The organism is Roseibium sediminicola (assembly GCF_023156505.1).
GTDB lineage: Bacteria > Pseudomonadota > Alphaproteobacteria > Rhizobiales > Stappiaceae > Roseibium > Roseibium sediminicola.
This window is the reverse complement of record NZ_JALNMJ010000005.1, coordinates 264,083-285,838: the sequence shown is the minus strand read 5'-3', so window position 1 is coordinate 285,838 and position 21,756 is coordinate 264,083. Positions and strand designations below refer to the sequence as shown.

Here is a 21,756-nt window from a genome sequence, read left to right as displayed (position 1 = left end):
AACACGGAGGATCTTTCATGCCCACGAAGCGCAATACGGGTGCCTTCGATTTCAGCGCCATGATGGCCGACTGGCCCAAGATGGGCAGCTGGCCAATGCCGACCTTTTCCAACTGGGCCTTTGCCGAGCGCGAGGACCTGATGGAGGCCAAGACCGTCGCCGGTTTCCAGAAGATGGGACAGACCATGTGGAGCCACGCGGAACAGGCCTTCAGCGACCACATGGACTTCGTCAGCCACCGGCTGCGCGAGGATTTCGAATGCGCCAAATCGCTCAGTCAATCCACCGCGCCGGAAGAAACCATGGCAACACTGCAGGATTTCTATTCCCGGATGGCGACGGAATATCAGGAACATTTCGAGAAGCAGGCCGCCATGTTCCGCGAGAGCTTCTCCGAAAGCGCCGCAGCGGTTGAAGAACTCAGCGAAACGGCCATGGAAAGCGTCAGCGAGTTGAGTAAGGCCGCCGAAGAAAGCCTCGCGGAAGCCAAGCCTGCGGCCAAACCAACTGCGACACGGCGCAAGCCGGCGGCAACGGCGAAGAGCTGATCAGGACGGCTTTCTGGCGGGAACTTCAGTTCCAGAGCCTTCGCGCGCTCGCGCGGAGGCTTTTTCGTCAGTTCTTGTCGTCGGGAAGGTCCGGCAGCGGGAAGACGGCAATGCCTTCTTCCATCAGGGCTTCGGCATCCTTGGGCGTCGTCTCACCGTAGATGCTGCGCTCTTCCGCTTCGCCATTATGGATCTTGCGGGCTTCGCTGGCGAAATCTGCGCCGACATTCTCGGAATTCTCGATGATCCGCGCCCGCACAAGGCGAAGCGCCTCAACGATTTCTTTCTGTTGCAGATCTTTCGGCAGCAGGGCCGATGACTGCATGGCGACAGCCCCGCCTTCGCCCCCAGCCTGACCCATCGCGTCCGGTTTTGCCGATGCCTCATGGGCACGCATTTCCGCGCGCGCCGCATCGACCAGCGCGGCCTTTGCGCGCGCCGTTGAGACGGCCGGTGCCATCAAACCTTTTCGGACTTCATTCGAGCCACACATCGGACAGGCCACAAGGTTGCGCTTGCACTGACTGTCGAAATCATCGGAATTTCGGAACCAGCCCTCAAATGTGTGTGCGTCGTCGCATTGTAGCGTGTATTTGATCACGCCGGGATCTCCTTCAGGCCGTCGGCGACCTCACAGACAAACTCCCGCTCATTGGCAATGGCAGGGATGCGTCCGCGCGCCTTGGCAACTTCATCTGGTTCGATGTCAGCCAGCACATATCCAGGCTCATCGCCGTCCAGTTCCGCGACCACTTTGCCCCATGGGTTCACCACCAGGCTGTGGCCGTAGGTTTCGCGGCCATCCTCATGGGTCCCGCCCTGGGCGGCGGAAATGACGTAGGCCCCGTTTTCGATGGCGCGGGCGCGCTGTAGCACATGCCAGTGCGCTTCGCCAGTCTGGCGTGTGAAGGCAGCGGGACCGGTCAGCACCTCCGCTCCCTGGCGCGCCTGTGTCCGGAAAATCGCCGGGAAGCGGATATCGTAACACACTGCCATACCGATCCGGGCAAACGGCAGGTCCGCTATCACCGTGCGGGTGCCAGGCGCGTAGGTCGCGGACTCCCGCCAGCTCTCGCCGTTGGGCAGATCGACATCGAACATGTGGATCTTGTCGTAGGTCGCGGCGATCGAGCCGTTTGGCGCGATCAGGAAGGCGCGGTTCGCGACCTTGCCGCCACCGGCCTGAACCGCGATCGACCCCAGATGCAGATGGATGCCAAGCTCGGGGGCAAGGGCCCTTGCCATTTTCAGGAACGGGTCGTCGTCGGCCACGGAAATCCGCTCAAGCAGCTCTTCGCGGGATTTCACCAGCACGTTCGACATTTCCGGCGTCTGCACATACTCTGCACCGTCCTGCGCCGCCGCACGGATCAGGGCTTCGGCGGTTTCCGCATTCCGCGAAACGCTCTTGCCGCTGCGAAGCTGCACACATGCTGCCGTGAATGAAGCCATCCGACCGCTTATCTCCTGTTGGCAAATGAAGGCTGTTGGATCAGTAAATCAGGACGCGAGCAGGGCGTCCAGTTTGCCGGCACGCTCCAGGTCATGCAGGTCGTCGCAGCCGCCGACATGGGTGGCACCGACAAAAACCTGAGGGAAGGTCGACCGGCCATTGGCCTTTTGCACCATTTCCTTGCGCAGGGTCGGACTGAACGTCGCATCATGCTCCTGATAAGCCACGCCCTTTTTGTCCAGCAGGCGCTTGGCCGCCGTGCAAAACCCGCACATCTGGCGCGTGTAGATCACCACTTCAGCCATATAGTCCGATCCTCTTGTTGTCGCGCCCGACCTTTGCGGAGGACGCGCGCCGAAATCCCGGCGTTATATGCGTGCGCATTCCGGAAACTCAAGAGACTGTCGAAAATGTTACGTAAAATCCGACGTACCGGCCGCGCGCGCATTCGGATCCACCAAGGCAAAGGTCAGCACGTCAACCGACTCCACGCCCGCGCGCAGCAGGCATTTGGTGCAGGCGGCCACGGTGGAACCGGTGGTCATGACGTCGTCGATCAGAACCACATGGCGACCGGCAAGCGTGTCTGTGCGCAAGGGGCCGGGAACAAAGGCGGAGCGCACATTCTTGTGACGGTCCCTGGCCGACAGGCCGACCTGCTGGCGCGTGCGTTTGTGCCGTTTGAGGAGCTGCGGCTCGTAGAAGGCTCCGCTTTGCCGTGCGACCTCCCGGGCCAGGTCCGCAGCCTGGTTGAAACGCCGGCCCAACAGCCGCGTCCAGTGCAGCGGAACGGGCGCGACCAGGCTGTCGGCGGTTAACAGTTCCTCGCCGGACCGGACCATCCAGCGCGCCATCGGCCGCGCGAGTTCGCGCCGCCGCGAAAATTTCAGGGCAAGGACCAATTGCCGCGCGGGCCCATCGTAGAGGGCAACCGAACGCAGCCGGTCGAACAACGGCGGCTCCGCAATGGCGCGCGGGCTCCACGCGCCGGATCCAACATCATAGGTGAAAGGCGTGCCGAGCCTCTGGCACCACGGCCGTTCCAGAAACGGCATTGCCCGCCAGCAGGAAGCGCATAGCCCGTCGTCCTGCGCTACGCGGCTGTCGCAGCACAGGCAGCGGCGCGGCAGCAGTCCATCGAGTACCACACTCGCGGTCCACCCGGACAGGTCCACCAAACGCTTGCCGACAGTCCGCACGACAGATCCCGCATTCCGTTTAAAGATCGGAAAGACTACCATAAGGCGCACCAAGCAACCATCCGGCCCGCTGCCGTGTCAGGCCGGTTCCTTTGACGCACGGCCGCAGATACCATATGTGACCGCCATGATTTCAAAGACGTCCGAGTGATCCGTTGAGCGCACAACCCGACCTGTTTGACCGAACGCTGTTCAGGTCCCGCCGCCTGCGCGCCTTAATGGGCGCTCAGCCCGGCGCCGATTTTCTTTTGCAGACAGTGACCGAGGACCTGCAGGACAGGCTGATGCTGATCAACCGCAGCTTTGAAATGGCGGTCGATCTCGGCGGCCACACGGGTCTCATTGCCAACGCCCTCCGGGCAAGTGGCAAGACCGGCAGGGTTCTCCGGGCCGACCTGTTCGCGGCCGATCCCGGCCTGCCGCCACCACACCTGGTTTGCGACGACGCGTTTCTGCCGTTCAAGGAGCAGTCGGTCGACCTGATTGTGTCCGCGCTCAATCTGCAATTCGTCAACGATCTGCCCGGCACTCTGGTGCAGATCCGCCGCGCGCTGAAGCCCGACGGGCTGTTTCTGGCAACCCTTGCCGGTGCAGGCACGTTGAGCGAATTGCGTGACAGCCTGACCCGCGCGGAGCTCGAGATCCGCGGCGGCGCCGATGCGCGTGTGCTGCCCTTCGCAGACACACGGGACCTTGGCAGTCTGCTGCAGCGCGCCGGTTTTGCCCTGCCGGTGACCGATGTCGATACCTTTACGGTGCGCTACGACACGCTGTTCGCCCTGATGGCGGACCTCAAGGCCATGGGAGCGACCACGATCTTGAAGGATCGCAGCCGGACACCGCTGTCCCGGAACGTGTTTTTACGCGCGGCGGAGCTTTATGCCGAAAATTACTCGGATCCGGACGGCCGGATCCGGGCGACCTTTTCCTTCGTGACCCTCGCAGGCTGGGCACCGCATGAGAGCCAGCAGCAACCGCTGCGCCCGGGCTCCGCAAAAACGCGGCTGGCCGAAGCGCTCGGAGTACCGGAAACGCAGATCCCGGACACCAAACCTTAAGCTTCGAACGAATTAGGATCAGGAATCTGCGGGCAGCACATTCTGCAGCGCTGTGGAAACCGCATTGAAAATATCGTCGCGTACAGTGCTGCCGATGGCTGTCATTGCCACAAGCACCACGATGCTGATCAGGCCGACAATGAGGCCATATTCAATGGCAGTCGCCCCGCGATCGTCCCTGAGAAATGACCTTCTTGTCCAACTCAGAAAGGACATGCACATCAGGCTCAAACAGTCGTGAATATGCATATTTCCCCCAACGACCTTGGTCTCAAACGGCCTCAATCAGATGGGGGATGAGAGGCTCGTCCGCGGCCGGCATCGGATAGTCCCTCAGCCTGTTCGCACGCACCCACTTCAGTGCCTGGTTTTCCCGCCCCTGCGGAATTCCGCCCCATCTTCGGCAAATGAAAAGTGGCATAAGTAGGTGAAAATCTTCGTAAGAATGGCTGGCAAATGTGAGCGGCGCCAGACAGGCTTCGTTAACCTCTATGCCGAGCTCTTCGTGAAGCTCCCGGATCAGCGTCTCTTCCGGCCGTTCGCCCGTTTCGACCTTGCCGCCGGGGAACTCCCACAATCCGGCCATGGATTTTCCCTCAGGCCTCTGCGCCAGAAGGATGCGGCCATCCACATCGACAAGGGCACAGGCTGCGACGAGCACGATCTTGGTCATGGGGACATGTCCAGTTCTGAGGCGGCACGGAAACGCCGCGTTAACCATGCCTCACGGAAACACCGTAAGAACTGCGAGGGCGGGAATCCCGGGTCTCAGCTCCGGTAGTCGCCGTTGATGGCGACATATTCCTTGGTGAGGTCACAGGTCCAGACCGATGCCTGGCCGGTCCCTAGGCCGAGATCGACACGGATGACGATGTCTTCCTGTTTCATGACGGCGGAGGCGGCCTCCTCGCTATAGGCAGGATCTCGCTCGCCTTCCACCGCGACGCGCACATCGCCGAACCAGATGGCCAGCCGGTCACGGTCCGCCGGCTCACCGGCCTTGCCGACGGCCATGACGACACGGCCCCAGTTGGCGTCCTCGCCGGCGATCGCGGTCTTGACCAAGGGCGAATTGGCGATCGACATCGCAATTTTCCTGGCAGAGGCATCGCTCTCGGCGCCTTCGACGCGCACTTCGACGAATTTCCGTGCGCCCTCGCCGTCGCGCACGATCTGATGCGCCAGATCGACCATCACGTCGCCAAGCGCGGCCCGCAGCACATCCACCCGCGGATCGTCCAGGCTGGCCACCGGCTCGACACCGGCTTCCGCGGCTGCCCCTGTTGCAAACAGCAACACCGTGTCGGATGTGGATGTGTCGCTGTCGACGGTCACGGCGTTGAAGCTGCCGTCAACCTCGCCGCTCACAAGCGCCTGCAGCACCGCCGGCGCAATCGGCGCGTCAGTGAAGATGAAGGACAGCATGGTCGCCATGTCCGGCGCGATCATGCCCGCACCCTTGGCGATGCCGTTGATCGTCACCGTCGCGCCGTCGAGTTCGATAGCGGCGGTGGCCACCTTCGGATAGGTGTCTGTGGTCATGATCGCCTTGGCTGCGTCCAGCCAGGAGGCACTGCCCTGATTGGCCTTCAGCTCATCGACGACGCCCGAAAACTTTTCCGCGGGCAGCGGCTCGCCGATAACGCCTGTCGACGCCAGGAAAATCTCGGCTTCGGCGCAGCCAAGCGCACCGGAGACAATCTCGGCGGACAGTTCAACGGCCGCCTTGCCCTTCTTGCCGGTAAAGGCATTGGCATTGCCGGAATTGACCAGAAGAGCCCGCGCCTTGCCGGCGCCGACCCGTGCCTTGCACCAGTCAACCGGCGCCGAGGAGCATTTGGACTTGGTAAAGACCCCGGCGACCGACGTACCCGCGCTCACCGTGGCCAAAAGCACATCCGTCCGGCCCTTGTACTTGATCCCGGCGGAGGCGGTGGCAAAGGCCACGCCCTTGATCTCCGGCATGTCCGGATAGGAGGCAGGTGCGAGGGGGGAAACGGTCGTCGACATCGAAGCAGTCCCGGTCAAAGAATGAATTGACGTTCCCTAGCCATAAGCACTGGACCTGCGCAAGTCTTTTCGACCTGCAGTGCCCCGTCAATCCAGACAGCAAAAACCCGGCAGCCGTGGCCGCCGGGTCCTTAAGTTGGGGTGTTAAGCCGTCTTATTCGGTCGTCGCGGCGGCACCGGCGGGCGCTGCCTCCGTTTCGTCGGTCTTTGCCAGGTCCTCATCGATTATTTCAATGGCGACCTGGTCCTTCAGCTCGGCCATGCGCGCGTCATAGGCTTCGCGCATCAGCTGCTGGCGCAGACCTTGGGCAACCTCCTCCAGCTCCGGTTTGGCCTGACGGCGCTTGTCGTTCAAGAGGATCACGTGCCAGCCGAACTGGGTCTCGACCGGTTCCTTGGTGTAGGACCCCGGCTCAAGCGCGAGCGCGGCCTCTTCGAACGGCTTGACCATCTGGCCTTGCGTGAAATAGCCGAGGCTGCCGCCATTCGGGCCGGACGGGCCGGTCGATTTTTCACGGGCCAGTTCGGCGAAATCGGCGCCTTCGTCGAGCTGTTTGATGATCTCTTCGGCTTCCGCCTTTTCCTTCACCAGGATGTGACTGGCGCTGAGTTCTTCCGGGCCTTCGTAATCCGCAAACTGCTCGTCGTAAGCGGCCTTCACGGTGTCTTCGGTGATGCCGCCGTCGATCTTCTGGCCGAGATAGGCGTTGCGCAGCGCGCGCAGTTCCAGGAATTCCAGCTGTTTCTGGAAATCGGGATCCTTGTCCAGGCCGGCTTCACGCGCCGCATGCGCCATAAGCTCCATGTCGATCATGACGTCCAGCAGCAGCTTGCGCCATTGCGTCGGCGGGAAACGCTGCAATTCCTGGCCAAGGTCCTGAGCGGCAAATGCCATATCGGCTTCCGTGATTTCCGCGTCGCCAACCTTTGCGACCACGTCGCCGGGCTCTGCCGCGGACAACGAAGCGGATCCGAGCGTCAGGGCCAGGAAGGAAACGGCAAGCGCCTGAGCCGGCCTGCGCATCGAAATTCGGAACATGAGAAGTCCTTTACCTATCGGAACTGTAAACTAATTGCGCCCGACCTTTCGGAGGGCGACGCTACTTTGCGCATTCCTGCGGCGTTGACAAGCATTCAGCCCCCTCTTATCTGTCGAGCGTTCCGGCTGCAAAGTCCGGATGGCATCTTTTCGGCCGCGTTCACCGGCCAGCGCGTTGCGCTTGGCGGCAACGTGGACAGCAATTGAGACGATTTCATGGGCAGGCGCCGGACAGCCAGTTGGCGCCGCCCGTTAGGGAAGGACCGCCACATGGCTGGCCTTGGCGCTTTAGCACGTAAGATTTTCGGTACGGCGAACGACCGGAAGGTAAAGACATTTCGGGCAGGGGTCGAACAGATCAATGCCCTTGAGCCGGAAGTTCAGGCGCTCTCGGACGAGGCCCTCAGGGCACGCACCGAAGAGTTCCGCACCCAGCTGAAAAACGGCGCGAAGCTTGACGATCTGCTCGTCCCGGCCTTTGCGACGGTCCGCGAAGCGGCCCGCCGGGCGCTTGGCCAGCGGCACTATGACGTGCAGCTGATCGGCGGCATGGTGCTGAATTCCGGCGAAATCGCCGAGATGCGCACCGGTGAAGGCAAGACGCTGGTGGCAACCGCGCCCGTCTACCTCAATGCCCTGAGCGGCAAGGGCGTGCACGTGGTCACCGTGAACGACTATCTGGCGCAGCGCGACAGCGACTGGATGGGCCAGGTCTACAAGTTCCTCGGCCTGACCGTCGGCTGCATCACGCATGGACTTTCCGATGAGGAACGCCGCGCGGCCTATGCCGCCGACGTCACCTACGGCACAAACAACGAATTCGGCTTCGACTATCTCCGCGACAACATGAAGCATGACCGCGCATCGATGGTTCAGCGCGGCCACTCCTTCGCGATCGTGGACGAGGTCGATTCCATCCTGATCGACGAAGCGCGGACACCGCTGATCATCTCCGGTCCGCTGGAAGACCGCTCCGAGTTCTACAACACCGTCGATGCCTTCATCCCGCACCTGACGGACGAAGACTACGAACTCGACGAAAAGGCGCGTTCGGCAACGTTCACCGAAGCCGGCAACGAAAAGCTCGAAAATCTCCTGAGCGAAGCGGGCCTCCTGAAGGGCGAGTCGCTTTATGACGTTGAAAACGTCTCCGTCGTGCACCACCTGCAGCAGGCGCTGAAGGCACACAAGCTGTTCCAGCGTGACAAGGACTACATCGTCCGTAACGGCGAAGTGGTCATCATCGACGAATTCACCGGCCGCATGATGCCGGGCCGCCGCTTCTCCGAGGGCCTGCACCAGGCCCTGGAAGCCCGCGAAAAGGCACGCATCCAGCCGGAAAACCAGACCCTGGCGTCGATCACGTTCCAGAACTATTTCCGCATGTACGACAAGCTGGCCGGCATGACCGGCACGGCCTCCACGGAAGCGGACGAGTTCGCCGACATCTACAAGCTCGAAGTGGTCGAGATCCCGACCAACGTTGACGTCAAGCGCATCGACGACGACGATGAGGTCTACCGGACCGTTCAGGAAAAGTTCAACGCCATTGTCCAGCTGATCGATGACTGCAAGGAGCGCGGCCAGCCGATTCTGGTCGGCACGACCTCGATCGAGAAATCCGAATATCTGGCCGAGCTCCTGAAAAAGCACGGTTACAAGCAGATCGATCTCAGCGATCCGGCGGCCTTCGCGGCGGCCCAGAAAAAGGACGGCGGCAAGAGCAAGGTCTTCGCCGTGCTCAACGCCCGCTACCATGAACAGGAAGCCTTCATCGTTGCCCAGGCAGGCCTGCCGGGCGCCGTGACCATCGCGACCAACATGGCCGGCCGCGGCACGGACATCCAGCTCGGCGGAAACGCCGAGATGCAGATCGAAATGGAACTCGGTGACATGCCCGAAGGCGAAGAGCGCAGCGCCAAGGAAGCGTCGATCCGCTCCGAGGTTGAAGTGCTCAAGCAGAAGGCGCTGGCTGCCGGCGGTCTTTACGTGATCGGCACCGAGCGTCACGAAAGCCGGCGCATCGACAACCAGCTGCGCGGCCGTTCCGGCCGCCAGGGTGACCCGGGCCATTCAAAATTCTTCCTGTCCCTTCAGGACGATCTGATGCGCATCTTCGGCTCCGAGCGCATGGATTCCATGCTGCAAAAGCTCGGCCTGGAAGAAGGCGAAGCCATCATCCACCCCTGGATCAACAAGGCTCTGGAAAAGGCGCAGCAGAAGGTCGAGGCACGCAACTTCGACATTCGTAAGAACCTTCTGAAATTCGATGACGTGATGAACGACCAGCGCAAGGTGGTCTTCGATCAACGCATCGAACTGATGGACAGCGACGCCATCCAGGACGCGGTCTCCGACATGCGCCACGACGTCATCGACGCCCTGGTTGCCAGCCACATTCCGGAACGCGCCTATCCTGAACAATGGGATACGGAAGGCCTTCAGGAAGAGGTCAGGAAATACCTGAACCTGGATCTGCCTATCAAGGATTGGGCGGCCGAGGAAGGCATTGCCGACGAGGAGGTCAAGGACCGCCTGCGCAAAGCCGCCGACGAGGCCATGGCCCAGAAGGTTGCCAAATACACACCGGACATCATGCGTCAGGTGGAAAAGGCGGTGCTCCTGCAGACGCTCGACAATCTCTGGCGCGAGCATCTGGCCAACCTCGACCATCTGCGTTCGGTCATCGGTTTCCGCGGCTACGCTCAGCGCGATCCGCTGCAGGAATACAAGACCGAAGCCTTCACCTTGTTTGAATCCATGCTGACCCAGCTGCGCCAGATGACCACCGCCCAGCTGCTGCGCGTGGAACTGGTTACCGAGCAGGCACCGCAAATGCCGGCGGAGCCGGAAATGCACGCCCATCACATCAACCCGCTTACCGGGGAAGATGAGATGGCGCTGGCAGATGCGCAGATTGGCGCGGCTGCTCCGCGCGATCCGAACGACCCCTCCAGCTGGGGCAAGGTCGGCCGCAACGAAGCCTGCCCCTGCGGGTCCGGAAAGAAATTCAAACACTGTCACGGCGCACTCGTCTGAGCGCCGTGACACGCCCCTAACGAGAACGCAGCTCAAAAAGGCGCACCTCTTTTTCAAGAACCGGAAGCAGCCGCAATGCTGCTTTCTCTGGATCCCGAAGACCGCGGGCACATCGTTTTTGAACTGGCTCCGAGCCGAGACCGGCATGGAGGAGCTGCTGGAGCGCAAGACCGCTCCGACATTTCCAAATGTCGGAGCGGTTACCTTCGGCCACTACAATTACGTGACCCTGGTCGAACTCGGCTATGTTTCTCAGAGCAATAACAGGAACTCCTACAAGTTCACCGTTGTGCGCAATCCCTACACGCCTGCGATTTCGCTCTACAATTACATGATCGACACCGACAAGATCGGGGATATGTCCTTCGAGAAGTTCCTCGATGAAGTCCTTATGAACAGGCCGCCAATCGGACCTTACAACTCCTGGGGTCTGTCTCAGACCAATCCGCAGATCGACTGGCTGATCTCGCCGAAAGGCGGCCTCATTGCCGATCAGGTGTTCCGCTTCGAGGCGCTGGACACGGTTGAAGCCGAGCTTTCGGCCGGGCTTGGCTTTACCGCCCGCTCGCACCTGCCCAAACTCAACACCTCGAAACAGTCGCCGCAGTTTCAGCAAAAGATCCTCGACAGCCGCGAGAACATCGAGAAGATCAACGAGATCTACAAACGCGATTTCCTCTGGTTCGACTACGAAATGCTGTGATCCCCCAACGGCGCTGAGCCGTTTCCCGCATTCCACTGGCCTTTTTCGTGAAATTACGGCAGGTTGCGCCGGTTGAAACCATCCGAGCCGCATATGCAGATACCCGTCTCTTCCAATGTCTATGTTTCCCGCCGCGAGGAAAAGCGCCCGGCAAGCCCCCTGTTGAGCCTGGTCGTGCCCGTTTTCAACGAGGAAGAAGTCATAGAGCATTTTCTGGCGGCCACGAGACCTGTTCTGGACCAGACGGGGTTTGACTATGAATATGTTTTCATCGACGACGGCAGCCGGGACGGCACTGCGGAAATTCTCACCCGGGCCCTGAAAAATGGCCTGCCGGGACGGCTGCTCGGCCTGTCCCGGAATTTCGGCAAGGAAGCGGCGCTCTCCGCCGGTCTCGAAGCGGCCAGGGGCGACATCGCCGTGATCATCGATGCCGACCTGCAGGACCCACCCGAGCTGATCCTGCAGATGCTGGACGGCTGGCGCGCCGGATATGATGTTGTCTATGGCCTCAGGATCGACCGCTCGTCCGACACGCTTATGAAGCGTTCGACCGCCGATATGTTCTACCGGTTGTTCAACCGACTCGCCAACATCAACATGCCCGCCAATGCAGGCGATTTCCGGCTCATCGACCGGGTGGTGATCGACGCCCTCCTGCGCCTGCCGGAACGCAACCGGTTCATGAAAGGCCTGTTTGCCTGGGTCGGTTTTCCGGCGATGGCACTGCCTTATGAGCGCCCCGCCCGCAAGGCCGGAACCGGCAAGTTCAATTACTGGAAATTGTGGAACTTCGCGCTCGACGGCCTCACCGGCTTCACCACTTTGCCGCTTCGCGTCTGGTTCTATGGCGGTGCGCTGATTTCGATCGGTGCCTTTGCCTACGCGTTTTATCTGATCTTCCGGGTTTTCTTCAGCGGGATCGACGTTCCGGGCTATGCCTCGCTGATGGTGGCTCTCCTGTTCTTCTCCGGCGTTCAGCTGCTGTCGATCGGCATGATCGGCGAATACATCGCCCGCCTGTTCAACGAAGCCAAGCAGCGGCCGGTCTTCATTCTGCAGGATGTGATCGAGGGTGCGCCGGCAGGCGGCGCGGAACAAACGGACACGAAGGCCGATGTCCGATAACCATCGCCAGAACCTGAAGAGGGAATCCGCCGCCGCCGGCAAGTTCGCGCTTGTCGGCATTCTGGCGACCTTGACCCATGCCGCTGTGGCGACCGGCCTGCTTCAATCCGGCACCCTGCCGGCCTTTCCCGCCAATATCTGCGGCTTTCTGGTCGCTTTCGGGGTTTCCTTCAGCGGTCACTATTTCTGGAGCTTTGCCCACCTGCGCCAGCAGGGCAAAGCCTTGAAAAGCATGACACGGTTTCTTGTGATCGCGCTTTCCGGCTTTGCATTGAATTCCTTTGTCCTGGCGCTCTGGCTGGAGCTGACGCCCTGGCCGGATCTGTTCGGCCTGCTGGTATCGATCGCCATCGTGCCCGCCCTGTCCTTCCTCGGTGCGCGGTTATGGGCCTTTTCCCATCACCCCGCCGAAACCTGACCCTTGCGAGACACCCGCATGACGGCCCCACGCGCAGCCCTGATCTATGGCGGAGTGATCTGCCTGCTTTATGCCCTTGTCCCGACACTGACCTTCCCGACCCCGCCACTTGATGTGGTCGAGGGCTTCGCCTGGGGACGGGAGATGCAGCTGGGTTACACCAAACATCCGCCCATGCAGGCCTGGCTGCTGGAGCTGAGCTACCGGCTGACCGGCGGGGGCACTTATGGCGGCTACTGGCTGAGCGCGCTCTGCGCCGCACTGGGATATCTGTTCATCTGGCGCCTGGCGCGGCGCCTCGGCCTGACCGACTGGCAGGCCTTCTGGGCCTTGGTCCTGACCAGCGTGACGTTCTACTTCACCCTGCCGATGCCGGAATTCAATCCGAACATCCTGCAGGTGCCCATCTGGGCCGGAATGATACTCTTCTTCCACCGGGGTCTGGACAAAGGTCGCCTGAGCGACTGGATCCTGCTCGGCGCGCTCGCCGCCTTCGGCCTTTATACAAAATACTTTGTTGCGCTTCTGATCGGCACCATCGGTCTCTACACCCTGGTGTTTGCCGACGCCCGGCGCCATCTGTTCACGCCCGGCCCCTGGGTCTGCATGCTGATCTGTGCACTCCTGCTGGTGCCGCATCTGATGTGGCTGGCCGAGACGGATTTCCTGACCTTGCAATATGCCGCCAGCCGCAGCAAACCTGCGGCCGGCTTCGCCGATCACCTGGTCAATCCCATGAATTTCCTCGGCGCGCAGATCGGAAACCATGCCGGCCTGATCCTTGTGCTGCTGGCTGGTCTCGGCTGGACGGGCCTGAAACAGGCCCGTGCGCGCAGATTGGCGGCATGTCACCCGCTGCCGTCCTACCAGGAGCGCTTCCTGCTCTGGTTCGCCGCCTTGCCGCTGGCCGTCGTTCTGCTGGCTTCCGCCGCCACCGGCAACGAATTCGAGCATATGTGGGGCACGCCGATGTTCGTGCTCTCCGGCATGCTCGCCGTTCGGTATCTCGCGCTGCCCACGCTGTGGCCGTTTCCGCGCCGGGCCCTGGTCACGGCCATCGCCATCCAGGCGATTTTCCTGGGCGTTTTGTTAGGGCAGGCCGTGCTGGAACCGCACTGGAAAACAAAGCACACACGGATCCACTATCCGGCCGGGGAGATTGCACAGCATCTGGCCGGCGTCTGGAAAGCGGAAACGGGCACTGACCTTGCCTATGTTGCCGGTGACATGTGGTCGGCCGCCAATGTTACGCTCTATGCACCTGGCCGGCCGTCCATGTTTTACCTGCACAGCCGGACGCTTTCTCCCTGGATCGATCTTGCGGACGTGCAGAACAAGGGCCTGATGATCGTCTGGCGCGGTGACAGCGACCGGCCAATCAACGAAATAAGGGCCTATTATCCGGACGTGAAACGTGACGGCTCCAAATCCTTTGCCTACCTTGGAAACGGCAAGATCCCGGACGTCACCATAAACTGGTCGATTATTCCACCCGGCACTGTTGCGGAAGCGCCCGAAAATTAACCGCCACAGCTGTCCACGACCGTCTGGAAACCCGCACAAAAGACCACTACCTTGGCGCCATGATCAGTATGGCGGAAATCGACGGCATCGAAGACTGGCTGATTGGCCAGGCACTTGGCACACCGGATATGGCGGCAATGTTCGGCGAGATGTGCGAACGGCTGCGCCAGTGCCATGTACCCATCGACCGGGCAATGCTGGCGTGGTCGACCCTGCATCCCTTGATCGAAGCCGAGATCGCGTTCTGGGAAAGCGGCAACGCGGTCCAGCACGAAACCATCGCCCATTCGGAGGAAGAATCGGAGGACTGGCTGAAGAGCCCTGTGCGCGCCGTTCTGGTCAGCGGTGAACCGATGCTGCGCCGGCGGCTTACCAACGCCAACGCCCCGATGGAATTCCCGCTCCTGGAACGTCTCGCGGAGACCGGTTACACGGATTACATGGTCGTACCGACACCGTTCGACATTCCCTCGATCCCCAGCGAATTCAACAGCACGGGCCTTGTCGTCAGCTGGGCCACGCGGGAACCGGCGGGTTTTTCCGACGAGGCCCTGACCGCCATCAACTACATCCAAAGGCGGCTGGCACTGGCGGCCCGCGCCACGCTCGAAGGTCAGATCAGCAGGACCATCGCCGAGACCTATCTGGGTAAGATTGCAGGCAACAAGGTGTTGAGTGGCCAGATCCGCCACGGAGACGGCGAGACCATCGATGCGGTGATCTTTTTCTCCGATATGCGCAACTCGACCGCGATCGCTGAGTTTCTCGGCCCGGACGCCTATCTCAGCTTTCTGAACACCTATTTCGAGGCCACGGCCGGCGCCATCCTCGACCGGGGCGGCGAGGTGCTCGACTTCATCGGCGATGCCGTTCTGGGTGTTTTCCCGATCGGCCCCCAGGACCTGGACGACGCCATCCGATCCGCGATCGCCACTGCGGATGAAAGCCGCAACCGCCTTCGCGCCCTGAATGCCGACCCGGCACTTGCCCATCCTCTTCAGGCCGGCATCGCGCTCTCGGTCGGCTCGGTCATGTTCGGCAATATCGGCGTCGCCCACCGGCTGACATTTTCTGTCATCGGCCAGACGGTTCACGCGGCCGCCCGCATCGAAAGCCTCACCAAGTCCGTCGGCACGGATGTGCTCATGACGGAAGATATCGCCCGGCTGGCGGGCACAAGGTCACAGCCGGTCGGCTCCTTCGAGCTCAGCGGCTTCACCGACCCCCAACCGCTGTTCACGCTTGCCGAAGAATCCAGCGCCACCCCGTCCTGACACCCGCCTTTTTCCCACCTGACAAAGCAGACTTCATGACAGATCTCCGCCCGAATGCCCCAAAACACCTGCCCCACCGCGAGCAAGCCGCAACCGGAGAAGACAACGGCGCACCGATCGTGCTGCTGCACGGTTTTGGCGGCGACCGGCAGACCTGGCTGAACATCCAGACCGGACTTGCCCCCCGCAAGAGCTCCATCGCGTTTGACCTTCCGGGGCACGGCGAGGCGCTCGACTGGCCACGCATCGGCAATGCGGGCATCGCCGCCAAAGCCGTTACACAATCCCTGGAAGCGCTGGACATCCCGCGGGTGCATCTGGTCGGCCATTCCATGGGCGGCGCCGTCGCCGCCCTGATCGCGCTGCGCAATCCCGACCTGGTCGCCAGCATGACCTTGCTTGCGCCCGGCGGTTTCGGCCCGGAAATCAATCACCGCCTGCTGCGCCGCTACGCGGTGGCGTCGGATCCGGAGATGATGGAAGTGCTGCTGGAGCAGTTCTTTGGCTGGGAGTTCAAACTGCCGAAGTTCCTCGCCAAAACCGCGGCTGAGAGCCGGGCGCGGCCCGGGGCCGCGGCGGCCCTTGAGACGATTGCCGGCGAAATCATCGACGGAACAGTGCAAAAGACCCTGCCCCGCGACGAACTGGCGGCCCTGACCATGCCGATCAAGGTCGTGTGGGGCACACAGGACCGCGTGTTGCCGACCCGCCAGGCGCACAAGCTGCCCGGCACCGTCGCCACGCACATCTTCGAGCGTGTCGGCCACATGGTGCATCTGGAAATCCCGAAGGAAACCACCCGGCTCATTCTGCAGAATGCGGTTGGCTGAGTAAATGTCTGCTGCGACCGAACGCATCAGACATTCCTGCCCCTTCCATCGTCATTGCAGGGCTTGACCCTGCAATCCATGCCGTTGCTTTGCCACAAGGATGGCATTGCAGTTTGGGCCAGCAATGGCGTGGATGCCATGGTCAAGCCATGGCATGACGAGAATTATACACTTCCGCAATCTGCCCGCCTCATGCCTCCGGCAGCAGGTCGTCGCGCCAGGTCTCGCCGATGACCCGGCGGGCCATCATGTGCGAGCGTGGCGAGTTGATGCTGTCGACGGCAATCAGCCGGCCGTCTCTCAGATAGGCGACATAGAATTTGCTGTCTGCGGGCGAGCCGGCGACCTTGGTCTCGTCATAGCCTTCCGACAGGCCGGCGATCTGGAGCTTGATGTCATATTGGTCGGACCAGAACCAGGGCAGCGGGTCGTAGTCGACGTCCTGGCCGAGCAAGGCTTGCGCCACTGCCTTTGCTTGGTCGATGGCGTTCTGGACGCTTTCCATGCGCACGGAGCGCTGGTAGCGGCCGGAATAAAAGCGGGTGCAATCGCCGGCCGCAAAAATATCCGGATCGCTGGTCTGGCCGCACCCATCCACCAGAATGCCGTTGTCCACTTCCAGGCCAGCATCTTCCGCCAATTTGTCATTGGGCTCGGCGCCAACGGCGACCAGCACCAGCTCGGCCGGAACAACTTCACCGCCGCTCAAACGCACACCGGTGACACTGTCGCCCCCTTCAATGGCCTCGACACCGGTGTTGAGCTTCAGATCGATGCCCTCGCCCTGGTGCAGCGTGGAGAAAAAATCGGACACCGTCTGGCTGACCACCCGTTTCATCGGCCGGTCCAGCGCCTCGATCACGGTGACGTCCTTGCCGAGCGACCTGGCGACGGCGGCGACCTCCAGACCGATATAGCCGGCGCCGATGATGGCGATCCTTCGGCTTGCCTGCATCATGTCCCGGATCACGTCGACATCGGCAATGGAGCGCAGCGTGACGACACCTGTCTTGTCGGCCCCATCCAGCTTGAGGAAGCGCGCGTTCGTGCCGGTCGCCAGGACGAGCTTGCCATAGGGCAGCGTGTCGCCGTTTTCCAGTTCCAGGCGCTTGGCAGCCCTGTCGATCCGGGTCACGCGCGTGTTCGGAATATGATCGATGTTGTTGGTGGTGAAGAACGCCGGCGGACGCAGCCACAGGCCTTCTGCGCCGATTTCGCCTGCAAGAAATTTTTTCGACAGCGGCGGGCGTTGATAGGGCGGATGGGGTTCGTCACCGATGAGCCGCAGCGGACCTTCAAATCCGCCCTGCCGCAGGGATTGGGCAACCTGCGCGCCGGCCTGACCGGCGCCGATGATGACGATTTCTTCCTGCATTCCGCTCCGCCCTCTTCAAGCACGCCCTCTCGGGCTATCGTGAGAAGAATGGCTAGCACGAAGAAACACGGTCCGCCAGAAGGGCGAAACGCCGCGTCGGGTCTGACGCGGCGTTTTGTAGGAAATCGGATTTGCGGGCCGGTCAGGCGCTGCGCACGCCCTGGAGGAACTGCGCCACTTCCTGCCGGATCAGAGCACCCTGCTGGCCGAGCGATTCTGCCAGTTGCTCGACTTCCGAACCGTTCGAGCGCGCCAGTTCCGCCGCGGAACCGACCGCTTCCATGCGGGTCACACCTTCTTCCGAGCGGGTCGAGGCGCTGGAGACGTTTTCGGAAATCACCTGCACCGCTTCGTCCTGCTGCTGCACTGCTGAGGCAACGGCCGAGGCAAGGCCTTCCATGTCGGCAATGATCCGGTTGACGTCTTCGATGGCTGCCACGGCCTGGCCGGACGATCCCTGGATCGCCTCGATCTGGGTGGCGATGTCTTCGGTCGCCTTCGAGGTCTGGTCGGCGAGCTGTTTCACTTCCGCGGCCACAACCGCGAAGCCCTTGCCGGCCTCGCCGGCCCGAGCCGCCTCGATGGTGGCGTTCAGCGCAAGCAGATTGGTCTGGTTGGCAATATCGCGAATGAGGCCCATGACTTCGCCGATCCGGTCGGCAGCACTCGAGAGTTCCTGCATCGTCGACACGGTCGAGGAAGCGCTCATAACCGCCTGCTGGGCGACCTCGGTGGACTTGTTGGCCTGGCTGGCGATTTCGGCAATCGACGCTGCCAGTTCCTCGGCCGAATGGGCCGCGGAGGTCACGTTCTCGGCCGCGGTGCGCACCGCATCCTTGGCCTCGCCCGACTGATTGGCAACATCGTCGGCGGATTGTTCCATCGACTGGGACGTCTGGCGCAGCTCGCCATTCGCCCTGTCGAGACTGTCGAGAGCCGCGGACACCGTGCCTTCGAAACGGCCGATCAGGCCGTCGAGCCGGGCGACGCGCTCCTCTCGCTGGCGGTTTTCCAGGTCCTGGGCGCTGGCGAGCTCCGCGCGTTCCACGGCATTGTCCCGGAACACCTGCACCGTGCGGCTCATGGAGGCCAGTTCGGTGTTGCCGGCCATTTCGGGAAGGTCGAGATCTGTCTGACCGCTGGCCAATGCTTCCATCGCCGCCTGCAGGCGTGCCAGCGGCCGTGCAACGGACTGACCGATCAGGATCGCGATGGCGGGCAGAAGGATCAGGAGAACCAGGATGGTGCCGCCAATGGCATAAGCTGCGATGGACCGGGCCGTTTCCAGCTGCGCCGAGGCTTCCATCTGCATGGTATTGGCCGCCTGGTTCAGTGATGCGATGTGCGGCGGAACAAGACTGAACAGATCCTTCAGCAGCTGCTCCTGCTTGGCTTTATCGGCGTTGGCGACCGTGTACTCGTCGAACGTGACCTTGTACTGGGCCATATTGTCGGCGAGTTCCTTTTTGATCGCGTCGGAGATATAGACCTTTTTCAGCAACTTTTCGAAAGCGGCAAACTGGTTGTCGAACACTTCCTTGGCCGCAGGAGTGTTGTTGAGCGTGAACTCTTTCTCGGCCAGCTGTACCGCCAGGATCGCGCGGGCCAGTTTTTCAAAATCCGGTCCGCCTCCGAATTTCATTTCCTCAGCAAGACGGTCCTTAACGGCCCCGGCATACTGGTTGAGACCCGCGAGCTGTCCCTGGGTCGCGTCATAGCCGATTTTCTGCTGCACCGCGTCGAGCATTTCGAAAGCGCCCTTGGTGCCCGCGAGCGTGTCACGGACATCGGCAATTTCGGCGGAATAGGCCGCGGCAGCCGGGTTGGTCTCAACCTCGTTCAGAATGCCGTTTGCCGTTTCGAGCTCGGCCGCGAAAGTTGCAAAGCTCTCCGATGACGGCGCGCTGAGATAATGTTCTTCAATCGTGCGCAGTTTCCCGCCGGCTTCAGACAGGCTGCCGACCTGTTCCGCCAGCGTCGAGCTGCCGCTCATGCGCGCGAAGGCGGAATTGAGCTCGCCCTGGCTCCAGAAGAAGACCCCGCCTATTGCCAGAAGCCCGACAATCGTAAACAGGCTCAAGGCAAGAATCCTGACCTTGACCGACAAGTTGAACAAGATCTGAAAAGGTGATTGAGATCCGAAGGCCACCAGCGTATGTCCCTTAACACGAACGTTGGCCCCGTAGAGTTGGCTAAAATTGCCAATTTACAGTTAACACCCAGGCGACACCGCCGAACCCACGCTCTTCTTCCGCTACGGCATTTTTCTCTTAGCCTTTGAGGTGCCTCTTGATTTCCCTTGCCAGACTATCGCCGGCAATCTTCGTGCTTCTGTGGTCGACCGGGTTCGTTGGCTCCAAACTGGGCGCCCCGTATATCGATCCAATGGTGTTTTTGACAGTGCGGTTCGTGATCGTCCTGCCCGTGCTGATTCTGTTGGCGATGCTCCTGGCAAAGTCCTGGCCAAAGACACCGGTGGCCATTTTGCACTGCGTCGTCACCGGCATGCTGGTGCACGGGATCTATCTCGGCGGGGTCTTCTGGGCGATCAAGCAGGGCATGCCAGCGGGGCTGTCGTCGATCATTGTCGGGCTTCAGCCCGTGTTGACGGCCCTGATGGCCGTCGCGCTTCTGAACGAGACGATTTCGGTGAAGCACTGGCTATCCATGGCGATCGGCGCGACCGGCCTCGCGCTGGTGCTCGGCCCCAAATTCGACCTTGGCGGCTCTGGCATCACGCCGGCAACCATCGGTGTGGTGTTCATTGCGGTCGCCGCCATCAGTCTCGGCACCGTCTATCAGAAGCGGTTCGTACAGCAGACCGATCTCCTGGCCGCGACGGTCTGGCAATATGTCGGCGCCCTCATCGTCACCGCTCCACTCACCCTGACCGAAAGCTGGCGGATCATGTGGTCCGGTGAACTGATCTTCGCCATGGCCTGGCTTGTGCTGGTGCTGTCGGTCGGGGCCATTCTCCTGCTGATGGTGCTGATCCGTGACGGCGCGGTTTCGAAGGTCGCCAGCCTGTTTTATCTGGTGCCGGTCGCCACCGCGGTGGAAAGCTATTTTCTGTTCGGCGAGACGCTGACCTTGATCCAGATTGCCGGCATGGCCCTGGTGATCGGCGCGGTTCTGACCATTCGAACGGCCAGATAGGCCGACAGGACCATCAGAAACTCGGCGGCGTTGCCTCTGCCGGAACGGTCATTTCCCGCCGGTCTCTCTGGCGCTGCCAGTAGCGCCGCTGCCGCAAGATTGCGGCATTCAGTTCACCGCCCAGGATGAACACCAGCGCGCAGATATAGAGAAAGATCAGCGCGGTCATGATCCCGGCGAGACCGCCATAGGTGGAGACGTAGTTGGCGAAGCTGGCGAGGTAAGCACCGAAGGCGCTGCCGGCAATGATCCACATGACCAGGGTCGCCAGGACCCCGGGCCACAGATCCCGGAACCTGCGGGTGCCCGACGGTAGCAGCCAATGTGTGATGAACAGCCCCATCACCAGAAGCGAGCCGGCCAGCGTGAACCGGGCGACATTGATCGACAGCAGAAAGGCCTCCACCTTGGGCATATAGGCTGTAAGCGCCTCCAGCCCGAGCGGCGCCAGAACCACGAGAAACGTATAGGCGAGCAAAATGCCGGCCCCGAACAGGACCAGCGCGATGGACTGCAGCCTGAGCAGCACGAACGAGCGGTGCTCGTGCTGACGGTAGGCCCGGTTCAGCGCCGTGCGCAGGGCCTCCACGCCATTGGAGGAAAACCACAATGCCGCCACCGCGCCGAAAGTCAGCAAGTCTCCACGGCGCACCGTGAGGACGTTCTGGACCTCGCGCACGACCGGCGAGGCGACGCTTTCCGGCCAGGCATCGAACAGAAGCTCCGAAACGGTGTCCGCGGCGCCGGTCATGCCGAAAAAAGCCGCCAGAGAAGCAATGAAGATCAGCAGCGGAAACACCGCCAGCAGGCCGGACAGGGCGACATGGCTGGCCATGGCGAAACCGTCGTCGCGGGCAAAGTGGCCAATCGCGTCCTTGAGGACGGCATAGATCACAAGGACTGTCTGTCGGGCGCTCATGGCCTTTGATGTGGCCTTTGCGATGGCCCGCCGTCAAGCCCGCCCGCAAAATTCCCCTCGTCCAAAAGGTCTATAAATTCGCT

At 61.7% G+C, this 21,756-nt stretch carries 21 protein-coding genes; 10 read left to right on the top strand and 11 right to left on the bottom strand.

The genetic code is table 11. The features are described 5' to 3' along the window. Window positions 1–17: 17 nt before the first annotated feature. Window positions 18–548 (top strand): hypothetical protein, encoded by a 531-nt coding sequence (locus tag M0H32_RS10185; protein WP_248153525.1) that lies wholly within the window; start codon window positions 18–20, stop codon window positions 546–548. 67 nt (window positions 549–615) lie between these two features. Here the strand turns inward: M0H32_RS10185 and M0H32_RS10180 are convergent, their stop codons facing one another. The 4 genes from M0H32_RS10180 to M0H32_RS10165 all read right to left on the bottom strand — a co-directional run bounded on the left by M0H32_RS10180 (window position 616) and on the right by M0H32_RS10165 (window position 3,149). Next, entirely contained in the window at window positions 616–1,149 is a 534-nt protein-coding gene (locus M0H32_RS10180; RefSeq protein ID WP_248153523.1) for a DUF1178 family protein, read from the bottom strand. After that, window positions 1,146–2,000 carry a carbon-nitrogen hydrolase family protein gene (locus tag M0H32_RS10175; RefSeq protein ID WP_248153521.1) on the bottom strand — a complete coding sequence of 285 codons (855 nt, stop codon included), beginning with the start codon at window positions 1,998–2,000 and terminating at the stop codon, window positions 1,146–1,148. Before M0H32_RS10175 ends, M0H32_RS10180 begins: the two co-directional genes overlap by 4 nt. Window positions 2,001–2,048: 48 nt before the next feature. After that, entirely contained in the window at window positions 2,049–2,306 is a 258-nt protein-coding gene (gene grxC, locus M0H32_RS10170) for a glutaredoxin 3 (protein WP_248153519.1), read from the bottom strand. Window positions 2,307–2,414: 108 nt separating this feature from the next. After that, a complete protein-coding gene (locus M0H32_RS10165) occupies window positions 2,415–3,149 on the bottom strand; it encodes a ComF family protein (RefSeq protein WP_248153517.1) in 735 nt (244 codons plus the stop codon). Between the two features lie 206 nt (window positions 3,150–3,355). Between M0H32_RS10165 and M0H32_RS10160 the strand changes: the two genes are divergently transcribed. Then, the gene (locus tag M0H32_RS10160) at window positions 3,356–4,258 is read left to right on the top strand and encodes a methyltransferase domain-containing protein (RefSeq protein ID WP_248153515.1); all 903 of its coding nucleotides are present in this window, start codon (window positions 3,356–3,358) and stop codon (window positions 4,256–4,258) included. Window positions 4,259–4,276: 18 nt separating this feature from the next. On the opposite strand, the gene M0H32_RS10155 is transcribed toward M0H32_RS10160, so the two are convergent. From M0H32_RS10155 to M0H32_RS10140, 4 genes are all read right to left on the bottom strand, one after another. Further along, window positions 4,277–4,507, bottom strand: coding sequence for a Flp family type IVb pilin (locus M0H32_RS10155; RefSeq protein ID WP_248153513.1), 231 nt, complete (start codon window positions 4,505–4,507; stop codon window positions 4,277–4,279). Window positions 4,508–4,529: 22 nt separating this feature from the next. Next, window positions 4,530–4,931 (bottom strand): (deoxy)nucleoside triphosphate pyrophosphohydrolase, encoded by a 402-nt coding sequence (locus M0H32_RS10150; protein ID WP_248153511.1) that lies wholly within the window; start codon window positions 4,929–4,931, stop codon window positions 4,530–4,532. A gap of 95 nt (window positions 4,932–5,026) precedes the next feature. Beyond that, window positions 5,027–6,268, bottom strand: a complete 1,242-nt coding sequence (gene argJ, locus M0H32_RS10145; RefSeq protein WP_248153509.1) for a bifunctional glutamate N-acetyltransferase/amino-acid acetyltransferase ArgJ — start codon at window positions 6,266–6,268, stop codon at window positions 5,027–5,029. A gap of 154 nt (window positions 6,269–6,422) precedes the next feature. Next, a complete protein-coding gene (locus M0H32_RS10140; RefSeq protein ID WP_248153507.1) occupies window positions 6,423–7,307 on the bottom strand; it encodes a peptidylprolyl isomerase in 885 nt (294 codons plus the stop codon). A 270-nt stretch (window positions 7,308–7,577) separates the two neighbouring features. On the opposite strand from M0H32_RS10140, the gene secA reads away from it, so the two are divergent. From secA to M0H32_RS10105, 7 genes are all read left to right on the top strand, one after another. Next, a complete protein-coding gene (secA, locus tag M0H32_RS10135) occupies window positions 7,578–10,346 on the top strand; it encodes a preprotein translocase subunit SecA (protein WP_248153505.1) in 2,769 nt (922 codons plus the stop codon). Next, window positions 10,234–11,049 (top strand): sulfotransferase family 2 domain-containing protein, encoded by an 816-nt coding sequence (locus tag M0H32_RS10130; protein WP_282449313.1) that lies wholly within the window; start codon window positions 10,234–10,236, stop codon window positions 11,047–11,049. The genes secA and M0H32_RS10130 overlap by 113 nt, the downstream gene beginning before the upstream one ends. Window positions 11,050–11,142: 93 nt before the next feature. Continuing rightward, window positions 11,143–12,177, top strand: a complete 1,035-nt coding sequence (locus tag M0H32_RS10125; protein ID WP_248153501.1) for a glycosyltransferase family 2 protein — start codon at window positions 11,143–11,145, stop codon at window positions 12,175–12,177. Continuing rightward, entirely contained in the window at window positions 12,167–12,595 is a 429-nt protein-coding gene (locus M0H32_RS10120; RefSeq protein ID WP_248153500.1) for a GtrA family protein, read from the top strand. Before M0H32_RS10125 ends, M0H32_RS10120 begins: the two co-directional genes overlap by 11 nt. Window positions 12,596–12,613: 18 nt before the next feature. Further along, window positions 12,614–14,119, top strand: a complete 1,506-nt coding sequence (locus M0H32_RS10115; RefSeq protein WP_248153499.1) for a glycosyltransferase family 39 protein — start codon at window positions 12,614–12,616, stop codon at window positions 14,117–14,119. A 59-nt stretch (window positions 14,120–14,178) separates the two neighbouring features. Then, window positions 14,179–15,393 (top strand): adenylate/guanylate cyclase domain-containing protein, encoded by a 1,215-nt coding sequence (locus M0H32_RS10110; protein WP_248153497.1) that lies wholly within the window; start codon window positions 14,179–14,181, stop codon window positions 15,391–15,393. Window positions 15,394–15,428: 35 nt separating this feature from the next. Further along, window positions 15,429–16,223 (top strand): alpha/beta fold hydrolase, encoded by a 795-nt coding sequence (locus M0H32_RS10105; RefSeq protein ID WP_248153496.1) that lies wholly within the window; start codon window positions 15,429–15,431, stop codon window positions 16,221–16,223. A gap of 190 nt (window positions 16,224–16,413) precedes the next feature. Here M0H32_RS10105 and M0H32_RS10100 read toward each other — a convergent pair whose 3' ends face one another. Both M0H32_RS10100 and M0H32_RS10095 read right to left on the bottom strand, forming a co-directional pair. Further along, window positions 16,414–17,598, bottom strand: coding sequence for an NAD(P)/FAD-dependent oxidoreductase (locus M0H32_RS10100; RefSeq protein WP_248153494.1), 1,185 nt, complete (start codon window positions 17,596–17,598; stop codon window positions 16,414–16,416). Window positions 17,599–17,740: 142 nt separating this feature from the next. Continuing rightward, on the bottom strand, window positions 17,741–19,678 hold the full coding sequence (locus M0H32_RS10095; RefSeq protein WP_248153493.1) for a methyl-accepting chemotaxis protein: 1,938 nt from the start codon (window positions 19,676–19,678) through the stop codon (window positions 17,741–17,743). Between the two features lie 209 nt (window positions 19,679–19,887). On the opposite strand from M0H32_RS10095, the gene M0H32_RS10090 reads away from it, so the two are divergent. Then, window positions 19,888–20,754: a DMT family transporter gene (locus M0H32_RS10090; RefSeq protein WP_248153491.1), complete on the top strand. Its 867-nt coding sequence runs from the start codon at window positions 19,888–19,890 to the stop codon at window positions 20,752–20,754. Between the two features lie 13 nt (window positions 20,755–20,767). Here M0H32_RS10090 and M0H32_RS10085 read toward each other — a convergent pair whose 3' ends face one another. Then, entirely contained in the window at window positions 20,768–21,673 is a 906-nt protein-coding gene (locus M0H32_RS10085; protein ID WP_248153489.1) for a YihY/virulence factor BrkB family protein, read from the bottom strand. Window positions 21,674–21,756: the final 83 nt, after the last annotated feature.

Excerpts from the sequence above, each read along its gene's own strand:
- grxC (WP_248153519.1), bottom strand. The coding sequence starts at position 2,306 with ATGGCTGAAGTGGTGATCTACACGCGCCAGATGTGCGGGTTTTGCACG.
- argJ (WP_248153509.1), bottom strand. The coding sequence starts at position 6,268 with ATGTCGACGACCGTTTCCCCCCTCGCACCTGCCTCCTATCCGGACATG.
- M0H32_RS10125 (WP_248153501.1), top strand. The coding sequence starts at position 11,143 with ATGCAGATACCCGTCTCTTCCAATGTCTATGTTTCCCGCCGCGAGGAA.
- M0H32_RS10185 (WP_248153525.1), top strand. The coding sequence starts at position 18 with ATGCCCACGAAGCGCAATACGGGTGCCTTCGATTTCAGCGCCATGATG.
- M0H32_RS10120 (WP_248153500.1), top strand. The coding sequence starts at position 12,167 with ATGTCCGATAACCATCGCCAGAACCTGAAGAGGGAATCCGCCGCCGCC.
- M0H32_RS10110 (WP_248153497.1), top strand. The coding sequence starts at position 14,179 with ATGATCAGTATGGCGGAAATCGACGGCATCGAAGACTGGCTGATTGGC.
- M0H32_RS10150 (WP_248153511.1), bottom strand. The coding sequence starts at position 4,931 with ATGACCAAGATCGTGCTCGTCGCAGCCTGTGCCCTTGTCGATGTGGAT.
- M0H32_RS10085 (WP_248153489.1), bottom strand. The coding sequence starts at position 21,673 with ATGAGCGCCCGACAGACAGTCCTTGTGATCTATGCCGTCCTCAAGGAC.
- M0H32_RS10100 (WP_248153494.1), bottom strand. The coding sequence starts at position 17,598 with ATGCAGGAAGAAATCGTCATCATCGGCGCCGGTCAGGCCGGCGCGCAG.
- secA (WP_248153505.1), top strand. The coding sequence starts at position 7,578 with ATGGCTGGCCTTGGCGCTTTAGCACGTAAGATTTTCGGTACGGCGAAC.
- M0H32_RS10175 (WP_248153521.1), bottom strand. The coding sequence starts at position 2,000 with ATGGCTTCATTCACGGCAGCATGTGTGCAGCTTCGCAGCGGCAAGAGC.
- M0H32_RS10105 (WP_248153496.1), top strand. The coding sequence starts at position 15,429 with ATGACAGATCTCCGCCCGAATGCCCCAAAACACCTGCCCCACCGCGAG.
- M0H32_RS10115 (WP_248153499.1), top strand. The coding sequence starts at position 12,614 with ATGACGGCCCCACGCGCAGCCCTGATCTATGGCGGAGTGATCTGCCTG.
- M0H32_RS10155 (WP_248153513.1), bottom strand. The coding sequence starts at position 4,507 with ATGCATATTCACGACTGTTTGAGCCTGATGTGCATGTCCTTTCTGAGT.
- M0H32_RS10140 (WP_248153507.1), bottom strand. The coding sequence starts at position 7,307 with ATGTTCCGAATTTCGATGCGCAGGCCGGCTCAGGCGCTTGCCGTTTCC.